This window comes from Streptomyces sp. NBC_00984 (assembly GCF_045162475.1).
Classification (GTDB): domain Bacteria; phylum Actinomycetota; class Actinomycetes; order Streptomycetales; family Streptomycetaceae; genus Streptomyces.
Genome location: NZ_CP108734.1, coordinates 835,388 through 852,572, shown reverse-complemented (window position 1 = coordinate 852,572; position 17,185 = coordinate 835,388). Strand labels below are relative to the sequence as shown.

Sequence of the window (17,185 nt, the reverse complement as noted above, 5' to 3'; positions counted from 1 at the left end):
GATGACGGAGCAGCCACGGGCCGTGCTCGGCCGGATCCTCAACGATCTCGGGTCGACGTTGATCGAAGTGGTGGCAGGGGAAGCCGATCCGGCCCGCACCGTCAGCGGTGTGCTGATCCAGGACCCCCTGGACGAACCGGCGAGGCTGCCCGGGGCGGTGGTGCTCGGCGTCGGTGTGTACGGCGCCGGGCCGGTCGCCGCCCTGGTCGACACGGCCGCCGGGCTCGGCGCGGCGGCCGTGGTGGTCCGCTCGCCGGTCCCGGTGGACGGACCCGTGTCCGAGGCGGCCGCCCGCACCGGCCTGACCGTACTCGGCCTGACACCCGGCGCCTCCTGGGCCCAGGTGGCCGCGCTGCTGCGGTCGCTGCTCGCGGTCGACGAACTCGGCACGGTGGGCGGCCCCGACGAGGCGGACGGCACCGAGCCGCTCGCCGGTGACCTGTTCGCCCTGGCCAACGCGACGGCCGGGCTGCTGGACGGCCCGGTCACCGTGGAGGACCGCGGCGGACGGGTGCTGGCCTTCTCCAGCCGGCAGGACGAGGGCGACGACGCCAGGATCGCGACCATCCTCGACCGTCAGGTGCCCGCCGAGAAACTGCGCGCCCTGGAGGAACGCGGCGCCTTCCAGGCCCTCTACCGGAAGGAGGAACCCGTCTATGTGGCCGGCATCTCGGACAAGCCCCGGGTCGCCATCGCCGTCCGCGCGGGCGGCGAGATCCTGGGATCGATCTGGGTCGTGGTCGACGGACCGCTGAGCGCGGACCGCGCACAGGCGCTCCAGGAGGCGGCGAAGGTGGCCGCCCTGCATCTGCTGCGCCGCCGCACGGGAGAGGACGCCGAACGACGGCTGCGCGCGGATCTGCTCGCCACCGTCCTGGAGGGCGGTACGCACGCACCGCAGGCCGCCGTGCGGCTCGGCCTGTCCGCGCAGCCCGCCTGCGTGCTGGCACTCGCGGTGACCGGCGAGCAGTACGCGCCCGACCGGGTGGCCGCGGGCCATCGGGTGGCGGAGGCGCTCACCCTGCACCTGGCCGCGATCCACCCCCGTACCGCCGCCGCCACACTCGGCGGAGTCACCTACGCGGTCCTGCCCACGAGTTCGGACGAGCAGGGGCTGCGGGTGGCCGAGGCGTTCCTCGGCCGGATAGGGGACCGGGTGCCCGCCGTCATCGGAATCGGCCGGCTCGCCGCCCGCCCGGTGGAGCTGCGCCGCTCGCGGGCCGACGCGGACCGTGCGCTGCGGGTCCTCGGCTCCGGTCGTACGCAGCGCAGGGCGGCGCGGCTGTCGGACGTCTACGCCGCCTCGCTGCTGGAGGAGCTGACGGACCGGATGGCCGCCGAGGACGATCTGCCGGACGGCCCCGTCATACGGCTGCTCGCCTACGACGCCCGGTACAACACGGCCCTCACGGAGACCCTGGACGCCTGGCTGAGCACCTTCGGCGATGTGCCCGCCGCCGCTGCCGCCGTACACATCCACCCCAATACCTTCCGCTACCGGCTCAAGCGGCTGGCTGTGGTCGCGGGCATCGATCTCGGCGACCCGGAGGCACGATTCGAAGCGATGCTGCAACTGCGGCTGAGGCGCCGCACTCCTGAGGGACACCCGTAGCCGTCCGGGCGGAATGGTGCAAGAGTTTTCGCAACGGACGGGACACACCGATGTCCGCAGGTCCACGCGCCTGCGCGTCGGAAGTGCCTGCGCGTCCGAACGTCGACGATGGGACAGATGTCATGCCTCTCCAGGGAGAGTACGAGCCGAGCCCCGCGCAGTGGGTCCGCGATCAGGTCGAGCTGTTCGAGAGCTCCGGCGGCACCGAGGGAACCACGATGCGGGGCCTGCCCGTCATCATCCTCACCACCCGCGGGGCCAGGAGTGGAAAGATCCGCAAGACCCCGTTGATGCGGGTCGAGCACGACGGCGCCTATGCCGTCGTCGCCTCGCAGGGCGGCGCCCCCAAGCACCCCGTCTGGTACCACAACATCGTGGCCGACCCCCGGGTGGAACTCCAGGACGGCCCGGTCCGCCAGGACATGAACGCCCGTGAGGCCACGGGCGACGAGAAGGGCCTGTGGTGGCAGCGGGCGGTCGAGGCGTTTCCCGACTACGCCGACTACCAGCGCAAGACCGACCGGCAGATTCCGGTCTTCGTCCTCGAACCGGCGGCCGAAGCGCACTGACGGCTGTCCACCACCCACACGAGGAGCGCGAGCGCGCTGATCGCGGCGCCGAGGAGGCACACCGCGCCCCACCCGGCCATCGCGTGGACGGCCGTCGAGGCGAGGGCGCCCGTGGCGCTGCCGACCGAGTAGAAGACCATGTAGCCGCCGATCAGACGGCTTCCGGCGTCGGGACGGACCGCGTAGATCAGGCTCTGGTTGGTGACATGGACGGCCTGCACGGCCAGGTCGAGGACGACCGCGCCGATCGCCAGCGCCCACAGCGACTGCCGGGTGAGGGCGAGCGGGAGCCACGACACGGTGAGCAGGACCAGTGCGGTGCCGGTCGTCCACCCGGCGAGACCCCGGTCGTGCAGGCGTCCGGCCGGCGCGGCCGCGAGCGCGCCCGCGGCTCCCGCGAGCCCGAACGCCCCTATCGCGGTGTGCGACAGCGACAGCGGGGGTTCGCTCAGCGGGAGCGCGACGCAGCTCCACAGGGTGCTGAAAGCGGCGAAGACGAGCAGGGCGAGCAGGGCGCGGACCCGCAGTACGCGTTCCTCGGCGAACAGCGTGAGCGTCGAACGCAGCAGTCGTAGATACCGCATGGAGGCCGGTGGTGCCGACCGGCGGGGCAGCACGCGGTACAGGGCCAGGGTGAGCACGAGGGTCAGTGCGGCCGAGGAGAGATAGACCGAGCGCCAGCCCGCGAGGTCGGCCAGCGCGCCGGAGACCGTGCGGGCGAGCAGGATCCCGATGACGATTCCGCTGGTGACCAGGCCGACCGCGCGGCCACGTCGGTCCGGGGCGGACAGCGACGCCGCGAAGGCCACGAGCGTCTGGGTCACCACGGCGAGAAAGCCCACAGCGGCCAGGGCGGTCAGCAGGACCGGCGCGGTGGCCGCCGTACCGGTGGCGACGAGCGCTGCCGCGAGCAGCGCCAGCTGGGTCACGACGAGGGTTCGCCGGTCGACCAGATCGCCCAGGGGCACCAGCAGGAACAGCCCGAGGCCGTAGCCGATCTGGGTGAGGGTCACGACGACGCCGATGGCTGCCGCACTGATCCGGAAGTCCTGACTCAGGGTGACCAGCAGGGGTTGCGCGAAGTAGACATTGGCCACCGCCACTCCGGAGGCGACCGCGAAGAGCAGAGTGGTGCGTCCGGACAGGGCGGGTGCCGGTGTCCCCCCGCTGGTGTCCGCGGTCCTGATCGTTCTCTCGCTGTCGGTCACGGGTGCCCCTCGATCAATTCGGTTGCAAGTTGCTACCAGGCGGACGTTAGCGTCAGCTGGTAGCATGTTGCAACCGATGGCGTGAAGGGGAACGAAATGGTCAAGCGGACGCGCCTCGACGACAGCGACTGCCCGGTGGCCCGCTCGGTCGACGCGATCGGCGACTGGTGGTCGCTCCTGATCGTCCGTGACGCGTTCGACGGCAGCCGCCGCTTCGGGGAGTTCCAGCGCAGTCTGGGGGTCGCGAAGAACATCCTGGCGGCGCGCTTGCGCGAGCTGGTCGGGGGCGGGATTCTCGACATGGTTCCGGCGGCCGGCGGCGGGGCCCGCCACGAATACGTGCTGACGGCCAAGGGCAGGGACCTCTTCCCGGTCATCGTGGCGCTGAGGCAGTGGGGCGAGGGCCATTTCTTCGACCCCGGCGAACCGCATTCGGAGATGGTCGACCTGCGCCACGGCCGAACGCCCCGGGCGCTGGAGGTCCGCGCGGCCGACGGGCGCCTGCTCGGACCGGACGACATCACGGTGCGAAAGGTCGAGCGGCCCGGAGCGTCGGCGCCCGCATAGCGCGGCCCGCCACCCATGCCGGCCCGCCGCGCCCTTCCCGGCCGCGCCCCCCGGCACGTGAGGTGCATACGCACCCGCACCACCCCCGGACGGTCGATCAGGAAGCGCGCCCGCGCGGCCCCGCACGCTCCAATGGACGGGTGACCGCGCCCCCGGACGACTGCCTCGCGCGCAATGAGTGGCTCTGCGGGGCCTACCTCTCCAGCCGTCGCGAGATTCTCTGGGACGCCGTCGTGCAGCACCTTCAGCTCACCGTGGCCGCCGTGCTCATCGGACTGGTCATCGCCGTCCCGCTCGCCCTCGCGGCACGGCACCGGCGCTGGGCGGCGGGACCCGTGCTCGGCGTGACGACGATTCTCTACACCGTTCCGTCGCTCGCCATGTTCTCGCTGCTGCTGCCGGTGTACGGACTCTCCGCCTCGCTCGTCGTCGCCGGGCTCGTGCTGTACTCGCTCACCCTCCTCGTACGGAACATCCTCGCCGGACTGCGCGCGGTGCCCGAGGAGACCCGGCAGGCCGCGCGCGGCATGGGGTACGGACCCCTGCGGCTGCTGCTCGCCGTGGAGCTGCCCCTCGCGCTGCCCGCGGCCATGGCCGGACTGCGGATCGCGACCGTCTCCGCGGTCTCCCTGGTCACGGTCGGCGCGATCGTCGGCTACGGCGGACTCGGAAACCTCATCTACTCCGGGATGAACACCTACTTCAAGGCCCAGGTGCTCACCGCCTCCGTCCTCTGCGTCGTCATCGCCGTCGCCGCCGACCTGCTGCTCCTGCTCGCACAGCGACTGCTGACCCCGTGGACCCGGAGGCAGTCGTGAACACCCTCGCCGACGCCTGGTCCTGGCTCACCACCTCCGCGCACTGGTCCGGTGACGGCGGCATCTGGAACCGGCTGGGCCAGCATCTGTTCCTCACCGTCGTCTGCCTGCTGATCAGCTGCCTGATCGCGCTGCCGGTCGCCGTGGTCCTCGGCCATCTCGGCAAGGGCGGCGCACTCGCCGTCAACATCTCCAACATCGGCCGGGCCGTGCCCACCTTCGCCGTGCTGGTGCTGCTGCTCCTCACCCCGATCGGCGGGCACGGCGAGTGGCCGACCGTCATCGCTCTCGTGCTCTTCGCCGTACCTCCGCTGCTCACCAACGCCTATGTCGGCATGCGGGAGGTCGACCGCGATGTCGTGCGCGCGGCCAGGGGAATGGGCATGACGGGCAGACAACTGATGCTGGGCGTCGAGGTGCCGCTCGCCCTCCCGCTGATTCTCACCGGCGTACGGATCGCCGCCGTCCAGCTCGTCGCGACCGCCACCCTCGCGGCGCTGGCGGGCGGCGGGGGACTGGGCCGCATCATCACGGCGGGCTTCAATCTCGCCTCCACCGCCCAGGTGGTCGCCGGGGCGGTGCTCGTCGCGGTCTTCGCGCTGATCGTCGAAGGGCTCTTCGAGGCGGGCCGGCTGCTTGTCCCCGGCCGGTTCCGCGGCGGGGGATCCGGATGAGGCCACGAACCGCCGTGGCCGTGCTGCTGGTGCTGCTCCCGGCGGCCGGGTGCGGCACCGGCCCCTCCCTGGAGAACCGGGGAGAGATCACCGCACCGCCGGGCGACAGCAAGCACCTCACCATCGGCTCCGCGGGCTTCACCGAGAGCGATCTGCTCGCCCAGATGTACGCGCTGCTGCTGGACCGGGCCGGCTACTCCACGAAGATCATCTCCGTCACCAACCGGGAGATCTACGAACCGGCGCTGGAGAGCGGCCAGATCGATGTCGTGCCGGAGTACGCCGCCACCTTCGCGGACTGGCTGAACGCCAAGAAGAACGGCGCCGACGCCACCCCGGTCGGTTCGCCCGACCTCGCCGCCACCATGAAGGCCCTGCGCGCGCTGGCCGCGCCCCGTGGTCTCACCGTCCTCGACCCCGGGCGCGCCGTCGACCAGAACGCCTTCGCGGTCGCCGCCCGGTACGCGTCCGCGCACCGTCTCAGGACCCTCGGCGACCTGGGCAGGTCCCGGCTTCCCGTACGTCTGGCCGCCGGTGACGAATGCGTGCAGCGCCCCTACTGCGCACCCGGGCTGAAGAAGACGTACGGCATCCGCATCACCGCGGTGGACCCCAAGGGCGTCGGCACCACCCAGGCCAAACAGGCGGTCCAGAACGGTCAGGACCAGATGGTGCTGACCACCACGACCGACGCCACGCTCGACAACTTCGGCCTCGTCCTGCTCGCCGACGACAAGCATCTCCAGAACGCCGACTACCTCGTCCCCGTCGTCAACCGGTCCCGGGCGGGCAGCGCAGGCGTACGCACGGCGCTGGGCAGGCTCAACACCGTACTGACCACCGCCGACCTGGCCCGGCTCAACGAGCAGGTCGACAGCTGGCGGCGGCTGCCCGAGGACGTGGCACGCACCTATCTGGAGTCCAAGAACCTCGTCCCGCGCGGATGACCGCCCCGGCATACCGCCCCGGCATACCGCCCCGGCATACCGCCCCGGCATACCGCCGCGGACCACCGCCGCCTCACGAGGTCAGGCCGTCAGCCTTCCGGGGAGCCAGCCCAGCTGCACGGCCTCCTGGAACGGCCCGCCGCCCTCGTGATCGTTGAAGTCGTACACCTCGATGGTCTTGTCCTGGTGGGCATAGGCGTTGAAGGCGGCGAAGACGGTCGAGGGCGGGCAGGTCATGTCCTCCAGGGCGGTCGAGAACAGCGCCGGCGCGCGCCCGCGTGCGGCGAAGTGCACCCCGTCGAAGTAGGACAGCGTGGCCCGCGCCCGCTCGGCCCGGCCGCGGTGCGTCTTGAGGTAGTTGCCCACCTCGCGGTACGGGGTCCGGTCGGTGACCGTGAGGGCGCGGGGGAAGTCGCACAGGAACGGGACGTCCGGCGCGATGGCCACGAGGTCGGGTATCAGTCCGCCCACGGCGAGCGTGATGCCGCCGCCCTGGCTCTCGCCGATGGCCGCGGTGCGCGCCGCGTCGGTCAGCGGGTGCGAGCGCGCCGCCTCCACCGCACGCACCGCGTCGGTGAACACCCGCCGGTAGTAGTACGACTCCGGGTTCTCGATGCCCCGGGTCATGAAGCCGGGGTACGCGGGGGCGCTGCCCACCGGATCCGGGGTGTCGCCGACGAGCCAGCCGCTGCCCTGGCCGCGGGTGTCCATCACGAAGTGGGCGAAACCGGCCGAGGCCCAGAGCAGATGGGTGTGCGCCAGGCCCCGCCCACCGCCGTAGCCGATGAACTCGACCACCACCGGCAGCGGCTGGGTGGTGCCCGCCGGGACGACGAACCAGCCCTTGACCGGGTGGCCGCCGAAGCCCGCGAAGGTCACGTCGTACACGTCGACGGTGCTCAGCCCCGTGCCGGCGCGCAGTTCGAAACGGGCGTCGAGGTCGTGGGACCGGGCCTCGTCGAGCGTCTTCGACCAGAACGCGTCGAAGTCCTCCGGCTCCACCGACCCGCTGCGGTAGTCGCGCAGCCGGTCGAGCGGCAGATCGAACAGGGACATGGGGGACCGCCTTCTTCGCGGGGATGGTTGATCACACCGTACGGGGGGTGGTGAAGAAGTTGTGCCCGGCCTCTTGACCGACGCCCGGCCGACCCTCACAGTACTCGTTAATGCGCATTACTAATACGCATTAATCGATGTGAGGAGCCATGGTGGAGGAACCCAGGAGGCGGGCCAGGCCCGGCCGCGCACCCGCACCGGCAGGCCGCACGGCCCGCCCGCGGCAGGCGGAGGTCGCACGGCTCGCCGGGGTCTCGCAGGCCACGGTCTCGCTGGTGCTCGCGGACAAGAGACAGGGGCCCGCGATCTCGGAGGAGACCCGGCAGAAGGTCCTGGAGGCGGCCCGCAGTCTCGGCTACGTCCCCGACCCGGCGGCCCGCAGGCTCGCGGCGGCGCGCAACAACCTGCTGGGCGTGTTCAGCTTCACCGCGACGTTCCCGACCGATGTGCAGCACTCGTACTACCCGTTCCTGGTGGGCGTGGAGCGCGAGGCCGCGGAGCGCGGCTACGACCTGGTGCTGTTCACGGGGTCGAGCACCGGCGGCGCGGGGGCCGCCGGACCCGACGCGCTGAACCGGGTCCGTCTCGCCGACGGCTGCCTGTTCCTCGGCCGCCACGCGCCGGCCCAGGAGCTGGGCCGGCTGGTCGCCGACGGCTTCCCGGTCGTCCACCTCGGCCGCCGGGACGAGCCGGAGGGCCTGCACTGGGTCGGCGCCGACTACGTGAGCGCCGCCCGGGAGGTCGTCGACCACCTCGCCGCGCTCGGGCACCGGAGGATGGTGCTGATCCGCGAGGACGACGAGGCGCCCGCCTCCACCGACCGTGAGCAGGGCTTCATCGAGGGGCTGGAGGCCGTCGGCCCGGCCGGCGGCCCCGAGAGCGTCTTCCGCTCCGCGGACCCGGAACGAGACCTCACCCCCGAGCGGCTGCGGAGCTGGCTCGCCGACGGCGTCACCGCGTTCGTCGCCGAGGAGACCGACACCGGGGCCGCCTGGCGCGCCCTGCGCCGCGCCGTCGCCGAAGCCGGGATCGACTGCCCACGCGACGCCTCCCTGGCGCTGCTCGGCAGCCCGCCCGCCGACCTCGCGGACGGGCCCGAGCCGACCGGTTTCGACATCCCCCGTACCCGGCTCGGCGCGGCCGCCGTACGCATGCTCGCCGCGCTGGTCGCGGGGGAGGAGGCCACCGAACCCCTGGTCGCCTGCACCTTCCGGCCCGGCGCCACCTCGGGCCCGCCGCCCGCCACCGAGGACCACCGACCGACCGCACCACCCGTACGTACAGCTCAAGGAGACCAGTGATACCCGAACCGGACATCCTCGTCGTGGGCGCCGGACTCGGCGGCGTCGCCGCCGCGCTCGCCGCCTGCCGCGCCGGACGCACCGTCGTCCTCACCGAGGAGACCGACTGGATCGGCGGCCAGCTCACCTCCCAGGCCGTCCCCCCGGACGAGCACCCGTGGGTGGAGCAGTTCGGCACCACCGCCTCGTACCGCCGGCTGCGCGAAGGCATCCGGGCGTACTACCGCCAGTGGTACCCGATGCGTTCCGAGGCCCTCGCCCTCACCGGCCTCAACCCGGGCGCCGGACGCGTCAGCAAGCTCTGCCACGAACCGCGCGTCGCGCTCACCGTGCTGGAGGCGATGCTCGCACCGCACCGGGCGGCCGGCCGCCTCACCCTGCTCACCGAGCACCGGGCCGTGGCCGCCGACGCGGACAACGATGTCATCCGGTCGGTCACGCTGGAGGACCTCCGGACCGGCGACCGCACCACCGTCACCGCCCGCTACGTCGTCGACGCCACCGAGACCGGTGAACTCCTCGAACTCGGCGGTGTCGAGCACGCCATCGGAGCCGAGGCGCGGAGCGAGTTCGACGAACCGCACGCCCCCGAACAGGCCCAGCCGCTCAACCAGCAGGGCATCACCGTGTGTTTCGCGCTCTCCCACCACGAGGGCGAGAACCACACCGTCGACCGCCCCGCCGACTACGACTTCTGGCGCTCCTACCGCCCCGACTTCTGGCCCGGCCCGCTCCTCGGATTCCAGGCGCCCGACCCGCGCTCCCTGGAATCCGTACCGCGCACCTTCGTCCCCAACCCGGACGTCGACCCGCTCGCCGTCAGCGCCGACCAGAGCGCGGACGCGGGCGACAAGGAACTGTGGGGCTTCCGCCGCATCCTCGCCCGGGGAATGCACCGCCCCGGTGCCTTCGACTCCGACATCACGCTCGTCAACTGGCCGCTCAACGACTACTGGCTCAAGCCGCTGGTCGGCGCCGGGGACGAGGTCTCCGCACAAGCGGTCGCCGAGGCACGGCAGTTGTCGCTGTCGGTGCTGTACTGGCTGCAGACCGAGGCCCCGCGCCAGGACGGTGGCACCGGCTTCCCCGGACTGCGGATCCGCCCCGACATCACCGGCACCGACGACGGCCTCGCCAAGGCCCCGTACGTACGCGAATCCCGCCGGATCAAGGCCGTCACCACCGTCACCGAGCAGGACGTGGCGATCGACCTCGTCGGCCCGCACGGCGGAACACGCCACCGGGACGCGGTCGGCGTCGGCAGCTACCGCATCGATCTGCACCCCTCCACCGGAGGCGACAACTACATCGACATCGGCTCGGTCCCGTTCGAGATCCCGCTCGGCGCCCTCGTGCCACGCCGCGTCCGCAATCTGCTGCCCGCGGGCAAGAACATCGGCACCACCCACATCACCAACGGCTGCTACCGGCTCCACCCGGTGGAGTGGAACATCGGCGAGGTCGCCGGTGCCCTGGCCGCCCACTGCCTCGCCGAGGGCGTCGAACCGCACCAGGTCCAGTCCGAGGACAAGCGGTACGAGGCGTTCGCCCGGCTGCTCGACCGCGCCGGGGTCCAGCGCCACTGGCCCGACGTACGCGGCTACTGACGGCCCGTCCGGAATCCGTGAAACGCCGGGTGGGACAGCTCCACCTGTCCCACCCGGCCCGCCCGCGCATCAACCCACCCGCACAAGGAGGTGCCCAGCCATGACCACCCACCGCATCCGCGTCGGTATCGACGTGGGCGGAACCTTCACCGACGCCGTGGCCGTCGACGCCACGACCCTCGACCTGCTGGGGCAGGTAAAGGTTCCCACCAGCCACCACCACGAGGACGGGGTCGCCCACGGCATCGTCGAGGCACTCGACCGGCTGCTGGAACAGACCGGCCGCGCCGCCGAGGACGTGGCGTTCCTGGCCCACGGCACGACACAGGCTACCAACGCCCTGCTGGAGGGCGATGTCGCCACCGTCGGGCTGATCGGCATCGGAACGGGACCCGGCGCCGCGCTCACCCGCCGGCTCGCCTCGCTCGGCAGGCTCGAACTCGCCCCGGGCAAGCGGCTGCCGCTCTCCTACGCCCATGTGGCCGACCCCGAGAACGCCGACGAGGTGCGCGGCGCCGTCGACGCCGTCACCCGGGACGGTGCCCAAGTGCTCGTCGCCAGCGAGCCGTTCGGCGTCGACCGGCCGGAGGGCGAGCGCGCGGTCCTCGAAGCGGCCCGCCCGCACGGACTGCCGATGACGGCCGCGCACGAGATCACCTCCCTGTACGGACTCGCCAAGCGGACCCGCACCGCCGTGGTCAACGCCGCGATCCTGCCCCGGATGCTGGCCACCGCGGACCTCGTCGACGCCTCCATCACCAAGGCCGGGGTGAACGCGCCGCTGATGGTGATGCGGTGCGACGGCGGTGTGATGTCGCTCGACGAGATGCGCCGACGCCCGCTGCTGACCGTGCTCTCCGGCCCCGCCGCGGGAGTGGCGGGCGCGCTGATGCGGGAACGGATCAGCGAGGGCCTGTTCCTGGAGACCGGGGGCACCTCCACCGACATCAGCGTCGTGCGCCGCGGCAAGGTCGCCGTCCGGCACGCCACCATCCTCGGCAAGGCGTCGTACCTCTCCGCGCTCGATGTGCGGACCGTCGGCGTCGGCGGCGGGTCCATGGTCCGGATCGGCGGCGGCAGGGTCGTCGGCGTCGGGCCCCGCAGCGCGCACATCGCCGGACTGCCGTACGCCTGCTTCGCCACGCTCGACGAACTGCGCGACGCGCGCGTCGCCACCGTCCGGCCGATGGAGGGCGACCCCGACGACTACGCCGTGATCGACGCGGCCGGCGGGCGGTACGCGCTCACGATGACCTGCGCGGCCAACGCGCTGGGCCGGGTTCCCGAAGGCGACTTCGCCCGCTGCGACCAGGACGTGGCCCAGGCCGCGCTGGCCCCGCTGGCCGCCGCGCTGTCCACCGATGTAGCGACGGCCGCCACCCGGCTCCTCGACGCGGGCATCGAACAGGTCAGGGCCGTGACCGACGCCATGATCCGCGACTACCGGCTGGAGAAGGACACCGCGGTGCTGGTCGGGGGCGGCGGAGGCGCCGCGTCCGTGACCCCGCACCTGGCGTCCGTCACCGGCCAGGAGGGCCGGATCGCCCGGCACAGCGAGGTCATCAGCCCCATCGGAGTCGCCCTCGCCCTGGTCCGTGAACAGATCGAGCGGATCATCCCGGGCGCCGGCCAGGAACAGATCCTCGCCGTCCGCGCGGAGGCCGAGGCGGCCGTCGTGGCCCAGGGCGCCGCCGCCGACGGCGTGGAGGTCGAAGTGACCGTGGACCCGCAGACCAGCACGGTACGGGCGGTGGCCACCGGCGCCACCGAACTCCGCACCCAGGACCGCGCCCACCGCGCCGACGGGGACGAACGGCTGCGGGCCGCGGCGGCCAGCCTCAAGGCCGACCCCTCGGACGTGAGCATCCTGGCCGGCACTCCCGCCCACACCGTCTACGGCACCGAGATCCGGCGCCGCTTCCGCACCACCCGGCACCCGGTGCGGGTCGTCGACGCCGACGGTGTCGTCCGGCTGCACGCCCCCGACGCCCTGGTGGAGACCACCACCGTCGCCCGCGCCCCCGAGACGCTCGCCCGGCTCGTCGGCGAGGCCACCTCGTACGGCGACGGCGGAGTCCGGGCCCCCGCCCTGCGGCTGCTCATCGGCTCCCGCATCGCCGACCTCTCCGGCGTCCTGGACCCGCAGCCACTGCTCGCCCTGGCCCGCAGCGAACTCGGCACCCGCGCCGCGGACGAGTCCGTGATCGCGGTCGTGGAGGTACGGACATGAGCCGGACCGCCGACCTCGCCGCCACGGACGACGTCGAGTTCGGCGTACGGCTCCTGGCGGCCACCCCCACGCACGAAGGACGCGACCGCGATCTGCTGCGCCACTGGGCCACCGTGGCGACGGAGTTCGGGGCCCGGCTCACCCCCGCCCCGTCGCGCGCCCGCGTCGTCGAATGCGACGGCGGGCTGGAACACGGCCTCCTGGCCCGCTACACCTCGCGCCCCGCGACCGTCGAGCTGTACACCGACACCCTCGCCCGCGCGGAGGCCCTGGTCGACGAGCGCGGCTGGCGCCACTGGTACCCGACGGGCTCGGTGCGCGCCGCGGCCCTCGCGCACGAGGCCGTCCACGAACTGCTCCACCACGGCCCGGCGAAGGCGGAACTGAAACGCGCCCTCGGCCATGTCGTGCTGCGCGCCGGACGCCGACGCCTGTACGGCCATGTCGCCGGGGCCGAGGAGATCGCCGCCCACGCCTACGCCCGCACCGCCTGCGGACTCGGCCGCAGCCCGCTGCTGCTGACCGCCGCGCTGGCCACCGCCGACGCGCACCCCACCACCGCACCGCACGGAAGAGAGAAGTAACGCCATGGGCGTCGTCATCCTCCTCGTCATGGCGGCCGGTGTCGCCGCGATGCTCACCCGGAAACTCCCCACGGCCTTCGCGCTCGTCGTCCTGGCCGTCGTCATCGCCCTCGTCGCGGGCGCCCCGCTCACCGGCAAGAACAGCGTCCTGGACACGGTCCTCCAGGAGGGCGCACCCGCCCTCGCCGCCACCATGATCGCCATCCTGCTCGGCTCCTGGCTCGGCAAGCTCCTGGACGAGACCGGCATCGCGGGCACCCTCGTCCGCAAGATCGTCGAATTCGGCGGCGACCGTCCGGTCGTGGTGGCCCTCGGCGTCCTCGCCGTCTCCACGCTCGTCGGTACGGTGACGGGCTCCGCGCCCGCCGCGATGCTCGCCGGAATCATCGGCATCCCGGCGATGATCGCCGTCGGCATTCCCAAGGTCACCGCGGCCGGCACGATCCTCATGGGCATCGCGGCGGGCATGCCGTTCGAGCTCCCGGTCTGGCAGTTCTTCTCCACCGCGCTCGAACTACCCGTCCCCACCGTGCGCGGATTCATGGTCAAGCTGTTCCCGTTCGCGCTGGCCGCCGCGGTCCTCTTCGTCCTCGTCGAGTCCCGCCGCCGCGGCGTCGAGCACGCCTGGTCCGCCAAGTCCCTTGCGCCGAAGCCGCGTTCCAGCAGGCGTGCCCGGCTCGGCGACGCCCCCTGGTACGCGCTGCTCACGCCGGTCGTGCCCCTGGTCCTGGCCCTCGGCCTCGACGTGGCCATCATTCCCTCGCTGCTCGCGGGCGTTCTGTACTGCCTGGTCACCACCACCCGGCCGAGCGAGATGAACAAGCGGCTGCTGCGCACCCTGTACGGCGGCTTCGAGGTGGCCGCCGCGCCGATCACCCTGTTCATCGCCATCGGCATCCTGCTCGCGGCCGTGAAGCTGCCCGGAGCGATCGAGGCGCTCGAACCTCTCGTCAAGGCGGTCAGCCCGCAGAACGCGGTGCTGTTCGTCCTCGTCTTCACCGTCCTCGTACCGCTCTGCCTCTACCGCGGCCCGCTCAACGTCTTTGGCCTCGGCGCGGGCATCGCCGGTGTGCTGATCGCCGCCGGCATCTACCCCGCCACCGCGGTCCTGGGCCTGGCCACCTCGTACAACCAGGTGTTCGGCGTCGCCGACCCCACGAGCACCCAGACCGTGTGGAGCGCTCAGTACGCGGGCGTCACCCCGCAGCAGGTGATGCTCCGCACCCTGCCGTACGTCTGGGCCGTCGCCCTCGGCGGCTTCTGCGTGACCGCCGCCACCTACCTCTGACACGGTCACCCACTCCCGGGACGGAGTTCACCCATGAACGAGCCGCAGACGAATCCGGCGAACGAGCCGGGGGTGGGCCGCCGCCTCTTCCTGCGCTCGGCCGCGCCCGTCCCTCCCTACGCGTCCGCGACCGAGTCGAAGCGCACCTCGTCCCGGCCCACGCCCCGTGCGTCCGCGTCGACCGAGCGGCGCAGCGCCTCGTGGAGCTTGGCCGGCGTCAGCACGCCGAGGAACCGGGACCCGTCCAGTACCGCGACCCACCCCGCGTCGTGCTGGAGCATCTCGCTGAACGCCTGCTTCAGCGGGGCCCCGACCGGCACCCAGGCATCCATCCTGCGGGCCAGTTCGCCGACCGTGCCGTGGTCACCGGCGATCCGCAACGCGTCCGCCGCCACCCAGCCGTGCAGATCGCCGTCGCCGTTCAGCACCACCGCCCAGCGGGCCCCCGTGCCGCCCAGCCGCGCCGCCGCCGCGCGGGCCGGTTCGTCCAGGCCGGCGACCGGCGGCTCCTCCAGGTCCGCCGGCTCGATCGTGGTGACCGAGAGCCGCTTCAGGCCCCGGTCGGCGCCGACGAACTGCGCCACGTACGGAGTCGCGGGAGCCCCGAGTACGGCGCCCGGGGTGTCGAACTGCTCGATGCGCCCCGCCCCGTACACCGCGATCCGGTCGCCCATCCGGACTGCCTCCTCGATGTCATGGGTGACCATCAGGACCGTCTTGCGGACCGTCGCCTGCAGGCTCAGGAATTCGTTCTGCAGCCGCTCGCGCACCACCGGGTCGACCGCGCCGAACGGCTCGTCCATCAGCAGTACCGGCGGATCCGCCGCCAACGCCCTTGCCACACCCACCCGTTGGCGCTGTCCGCCGGAGAGCTGCGCGGGGTACCGGGAGCCGTACGTCTTCGGGTCGAGGCCCACCAGATCCAGCAGCTCGGCCGCACGCTCCCGGGCCCTCGCCCGTTTCCAGCCGACCAGCGCGGGGACGGTCGCGGTGTTGTCGAGGACCGTGCGGTGCGGGAAGAGGCCGACCTGCTGGATGACGTAGCCGATCCGGCGTCGCAGTTTCACCGGGTCGACGCCGGCGATGTCCTCGCCGTCGACGAGGATCCGTCCCGACGAGGGCTCGATCAGCCGGTTCACCATCATCATCGTGGTGGTCTTGCCGCAGCCGGACGGTCCGACGAGGGTGACCAGCTCTCCCTCGGCGACCTCGAAGGAGAGATCGTCGACCGCTCTGGTGCCGTCCGGATACACCTTGCCGACCTGCTCGAACCGGATCATGCCTGCACGGTAGGAGGCCCCCGGGTGTTCCGCACACGGGCCGCGACTGTCCGTGTCACGGCCGTGTGCTGAACTGTCCGTGACATCTGATTCAGGAGCACCTTGTGAACAGTTACCGGCACCCCGGCATCGTCTTCACCGACCGCTATTTCACGGTCCCGCTCGACCACGGCGATCCGGGCGGCGAGCAGATCGAAGTCTTCGGCAGGGAGACCGTGGCGAGCGGCAGGACCGACGAGGAGCTGCCGTGGCTGGTCTACCTGGAGGGCGGCCCCGGCTTCGGCGCCCGGCGTTTCGTCGGCGCGGAGGCCTGGCTGGGACGGGCCGTGCGGGAATTCCGGGTGCTGCTGCTCGACCAGCGCGGCACCGGCCTCTCCACCCCGGCCAACCGGCAGACCCTGCCGCTGCGCGGCGGCCCGCGCGAGCAGGCCGACTACCTCGCCCACTTCCGGTCGGACAACATCGTGCGCGACTGCGAGCTGATCCGCCCGCAGCTGACCGGCGGCGAACCGTGGACGGTCCTCGGCCAGTCCTTCGGCGGCTTCTGTGCCGTCCGCTACCTGTCGGCCGCTCCCGAAGGGCTCAAGGCCGTCCTCATCACCGGTGGGCTGCCCTCCCTCGACGCGCACGCCGACGACGTGTACCGGGCCGCCTACCCCCGGATCGAGCACAAGGTCGCCGCCCACTACGCCCGCTACCCGCAGGACGCCGAACGCGCCCGGGAGATCACCGCCCACCTGGCGGAGCACCGCCCGGAAAGCGCCGGACACCGTCTGACGCCCGAGGGGTTCCAGTCCCTCGGCATCATGCTGGGCGGCGGCAACGGCAGCCACCAGCTGCACTATCTGCTGGAGAACGCCTTCGTCCGTACGCCGCTCGGCACCGAGCTCTCCGACACCTTCCAGGAGGCCATGCGGGCCGCCACCTCGTTCGCCGGGCATCCCTTGTACGCGCTGATGCACGAGGCGATCTACGGCCAGGGCGAGCAGCCCACCGGCTGGGCGGCCGAGCGGGTCCGTGCCGAATTCCCGCAGTTCGACGCCGCCGCGGCGATCGAGGGCGACGGTCCGGTGCTCTTCACCGGTGAGAGCATCCACCCCTGGCACTTCGAGGTGGACCCGGCGCTGCGCCCGCTGCGCGAGACCGCCGAACTGCTGGCCGCCCGCACCGACTGGCCGCCGCTGTACGACCCCGAGCGCCTGGCGGCCAATCAGGTGCCGGTCGCGGCAGCCGTCTACCACGACGACATGTACGTCGACACGGAACACGCGCTGCGCACGGCGGCATCGATCCGGGGCCTGCGCACCTGGGTGACCAATGAGTACGAGCACGACGGGCTGCGTGCGGGCGGACCGCGGGTACTGGACCGGTTGCTCGCCCTGGTCCGGGACGACGTCTGACCGTTCTCCGTCCTTCTGGTCTCCGTGAGGGGGAGGAGCCGGCC

15 protein-coding genes are annotated in these 17,185 nt (G+C 72.4%); 12 read left to right on the top strand and 3 right to left on the bottom strand.

Annotated elements, in window-relative coordinates:
- Nucleotide 1 precedes the first annotated feature (1 nt).
- Nucleotides 2-1,612, top strand: coding sequence for a PucR family transcriptional regulator (locus OG520_RS03545; protein ID WP_399329958.1), 1,611 nt, complete (start codon nucleotides 2-4; stop codon nucleotides 1,610-1,612).
- Between the two features lie 122 nt (nucleotides 1,613-1,734).
- Nucleotides 1,735-2,181 carry a nitroreductase family deazaflavin-dependent oxidoreductase gene (locus OG520_RS03540; protein WP_399329959.1) on the top strand — a complete coding sequence of 149 codons (447 nt, stop codon included), beginning with the start codon at nucleotides 1,735-1,737 and terminating at the stop codon, nucleotides 2,179-2,181.
- On the opposite strand, the gene OG520_RS03535 is transcribed toward OG520_RS03540, so the two are convergent.
- The gene (locus tag OG520_RS03535; RefSeq protein ID WP_406016415.1) at nucleotides 2,115-3,368 is read right to left on the bottom strand and encodes an MFS transporter; all 1,254 of its coding nucleotides are present in this window, start codon (nucleotides 3,366-3,368) and stop codon (nucleotides 2,115-2,117) included. The genes OG520_RS03540 and OG520_RS03535 overlap by 67 nt on opposite strands.
- A gap of 117 nt (nucleotides 3,369-3,485) precedes the next feature.
- Here OG520_RS03535 and OG520_RS03530 point away from each other — a divergent pair, with 117 nt between their 5' ends.
- From OG520_RS03530 to OG520_RS03515, 4 genes are all read left to right on the top strand, one after another.
- Nucleotides 3,486-3,956, top strand: a complete 471-nt coding sequence (locus OG520_RS03530; RefSeq protein ID WP_406012134.1) for a winged helix-turn-helix transcriptional regulator — start codon at nucleotides 3,486-3,488, stop codon at nucleotides 3,954-3,956.
- 140 nt (nucleotides 3,957-4,096) lie between these two features.
- Nucleotides 4,097-4,774 carry an ABC transporter permease gene (locus OG520_RS03525; protein ID WP_406012133.1) on the top strand — a complete coding sequence of 226 codons (678 nt, stop codon included), beginning with the start codon at nucleotides 4,097-4,099 and terminating at the stop codon, nucleotides 4,772-4,774.
- A complete protein-coding gene (locus OG520_RS03520) occupies nucleotides 4,771-5,448 on the top strand; it encodes an ABC transporter permease (RefSeq protein WP_399329961.1) in 678 nt (225 codons plus the stop codon). The genes OG520_RS03525 and OG520_RS03520 overlap by 4 nt, the downstream gene beginning before the upstream one ends.
- Nucleotides 5,445-6,395, top strand: a complete 951-nt coding sequence (locus OG520_RS03515) for an ABC transporter substrate-binding protein (RefSeq protein WP_406012132.1) — start codon at nucleotides 5,445-5,447, stop codon at nucleotides 6,393-6,395. Before OG520_RS03520 ends, OG520_RS03515 begins: the two co-directional genes overlap by 4 nt.
- Nucleotides 6,396-6,476: 81 nt before the next feature.
- Here OG520_RS03515 and OG520_RS03510 read toward each other — a convergent pair whose 3' ends face one another.
- Entirely contained in the window at nucleotides 6,477-7,451 is a 975-nt protein-coding gene (locus OG520_RS03510) for an acetylxylan esterase (RefSeq protein WP_399329963.1), read from the bottom strand.
- A 149-nt stretch (nucleotides 7,452-7,600) separates the two neighbouring features.
- Here OG520_RS03510 and OG520_RS03505 point away from each other — a divergent pair, with 149 nt between their 5' ends.
- The 5 genes from OG520_RS03505 (at nucleotide 7,601) to OG520_RS03485 (ending at nucleotide 14,461) form a co-directional block, all read left to right on the top strand.
- Nucleotides 7,601-8,752, top strand: a complete 1,152-nt coding sequence (locus tag OG520_RS03505; RefSeq protein WP_406012131.1) for a LacI family DNA-binding transcriptional regulator — start codon at nucleotides 7,601-7,603, stop codon at nucleotides 8,750-8,752.
- Nucleotides 8,749-10,359: an FAD-dependent oxidoreductase gene (locus OG520_RS03500; RefSeq protein WP_406012130.1), complete on the top strand. Its 1,611-nt coding sequence runs from the start codon at nucleotides 8,749-8,751 to the stop codon at nucleotides 10,357-10,359. The genes OG520_RS03505 and OG520_RS03500 overlap by 4 nt, the downstream gene beginning before the upstream one ends.
- Nucleotides 10,360-10,459: 100 nt before the next feature.
- Nucleotides 10,460-12,589 carry a hydantoinase/oxoprolinase family protein gene (locus OG520_RS03495; protein WP_406012129.1) on the top strand — a complete coding sequence of 710 codons (2,130 nt, stop codon included), beginning with the start codon at nucleotides 10,460-10,462 and terminating at the stop codon, nucleotides 12,587-12,589.
- On the top strand, nucleotides 12,586-13,173 hold the full coding sequence (locus OG520_RS03490; protein ID WP_406012128.1) for a hypothetical protein: 588 nt from the start codon (nucleotides 12,586-12,588) through the stop codon (nucleotides 13,171-13,173). Before OG520_RS03495 ends, OG520_RS03490 begins: the two co-directional genes overlap by 4 nt.
- Nucleotides 13,174-13,177: 4 nt before the next feature.
- Nucleotides 13,178-14,461 (top strand): transporter, encoded by a 1,284-nt coding sequence (locus OG520_RS03485; protein WP_406012127.1) that lies wholly within the window; start codon nucleotides 13,178-13,180, stop codon nucleotides 14,459-14,461.
- A 116-nt stretch (nucleotides 14,462-14,577) separates the two neighbouring features.
- Here the strand turns inward: OG520_RS03485 and OG520_RS03480 are convergent, their stop codons facing one another.
- A complete protein-coding gene (locus OG520_RS03480; protein ID WP_406012126.1) occupies nucleotides 14,578-15,741 on the bottom strand; it encodes an ABC transporter ATP-binding protein in 1,164 nt (387 codons plus the stop codon).
- A 104-nt stretch (nucleotides 15,742-15,845) separates the two neighbouring features.
- Between OG520_RS03480 and OG520_RS03475 the strand changes: the two genes are divergently transcribed.
- Nucleotides 15,846-17,141, top strand: a complete 1,296-nt coding sequence (locus tag OG520_RS03475; RefSeq protein WP_406012125.1) for an alpha/beta fold hydrolase — start codon at nucleotides 15,846-15,848, stop codon at nucleotides 17,139-17,141.
- The last annotated feature ends 44 nt before the right edge of the window (nucleotides 17,142-17,185 follow it).

Excerpts from the sequence above, each read along its gene's own strand:
- OG520_RS03545 (WP_399329958.1), top strand. The coding sequence starts at position 2 with ATGACGGAGCAGCCACGGGCCGTGCTCGGCCGGATCCTCAACGATCTC.
- OG520_RS03540 (WP_399329959.1), top strand. The coding sequence starts at position 1,735 with ATGCCTCTCCAGGGAGAGTACGAGCCGAGCCCCGCGCAGTGGGTCCGC.
- OG520_RS03530 (WP_406012134.1), top strand. The coding sequence starts at position 3,486 with ATGGTCAAGCGGACGCGCCTCGACGACAGCGACTGCCCGGTGGCCCGC.
- OG520_RS03515 (WP_406012132.1), top strand. The coding sequence starts at position 5,445 with ATGAGGCCACGAACCGCCGTGGCCGTGCTGCTGGTGCTGCTCCCGGCG.
- OG520_RS03510 (WP_399329963.1), bottom strand. The coding sequence starts at position 7,451 with ATGTCCCTGTTCGATCTGCCGCTCGACCGGCTGCGCGACTACCGCAGC.
- OG520_RS03505 (WP_406012131.1), top strand. The coding sequence starts at position 7,601 with ATGGTGGAGGAACCCAGGAGGCGGGCCAGGCCCGGCCGCGCACCCGCA.
- OG520_RS03495 (WP_406012129.1), top strand. The coding sequence starts at position 10,460 with ATGACCACCCACCGCATCCGCGTCGGTATCGACGTGGGCGGAACCTTC.
- OG520_RS03490 (WP_406012128.1), top strand. The coding sequence starts at position 12,586 with ATGAGCCGGACCGCCGACCTCGCCGCCACGGACGACGTCGAGTTCGGC.
- OG520_RS03485 (WP_406012127.1), top strand. The coding sequence starts at position 13,178 with ATGGGCGTCGTCATCCTCCTCGTCATGGCGGCCGGTGTCGCCGCGATG.
- OG520_RS03480 (WP_406012126.1), bottom strand. The coding sequence starts at position 15,741 with ATGATCCGGTTCGAGCAGGTCGGCAAGGTGTATCCGGACGGCACCAGA.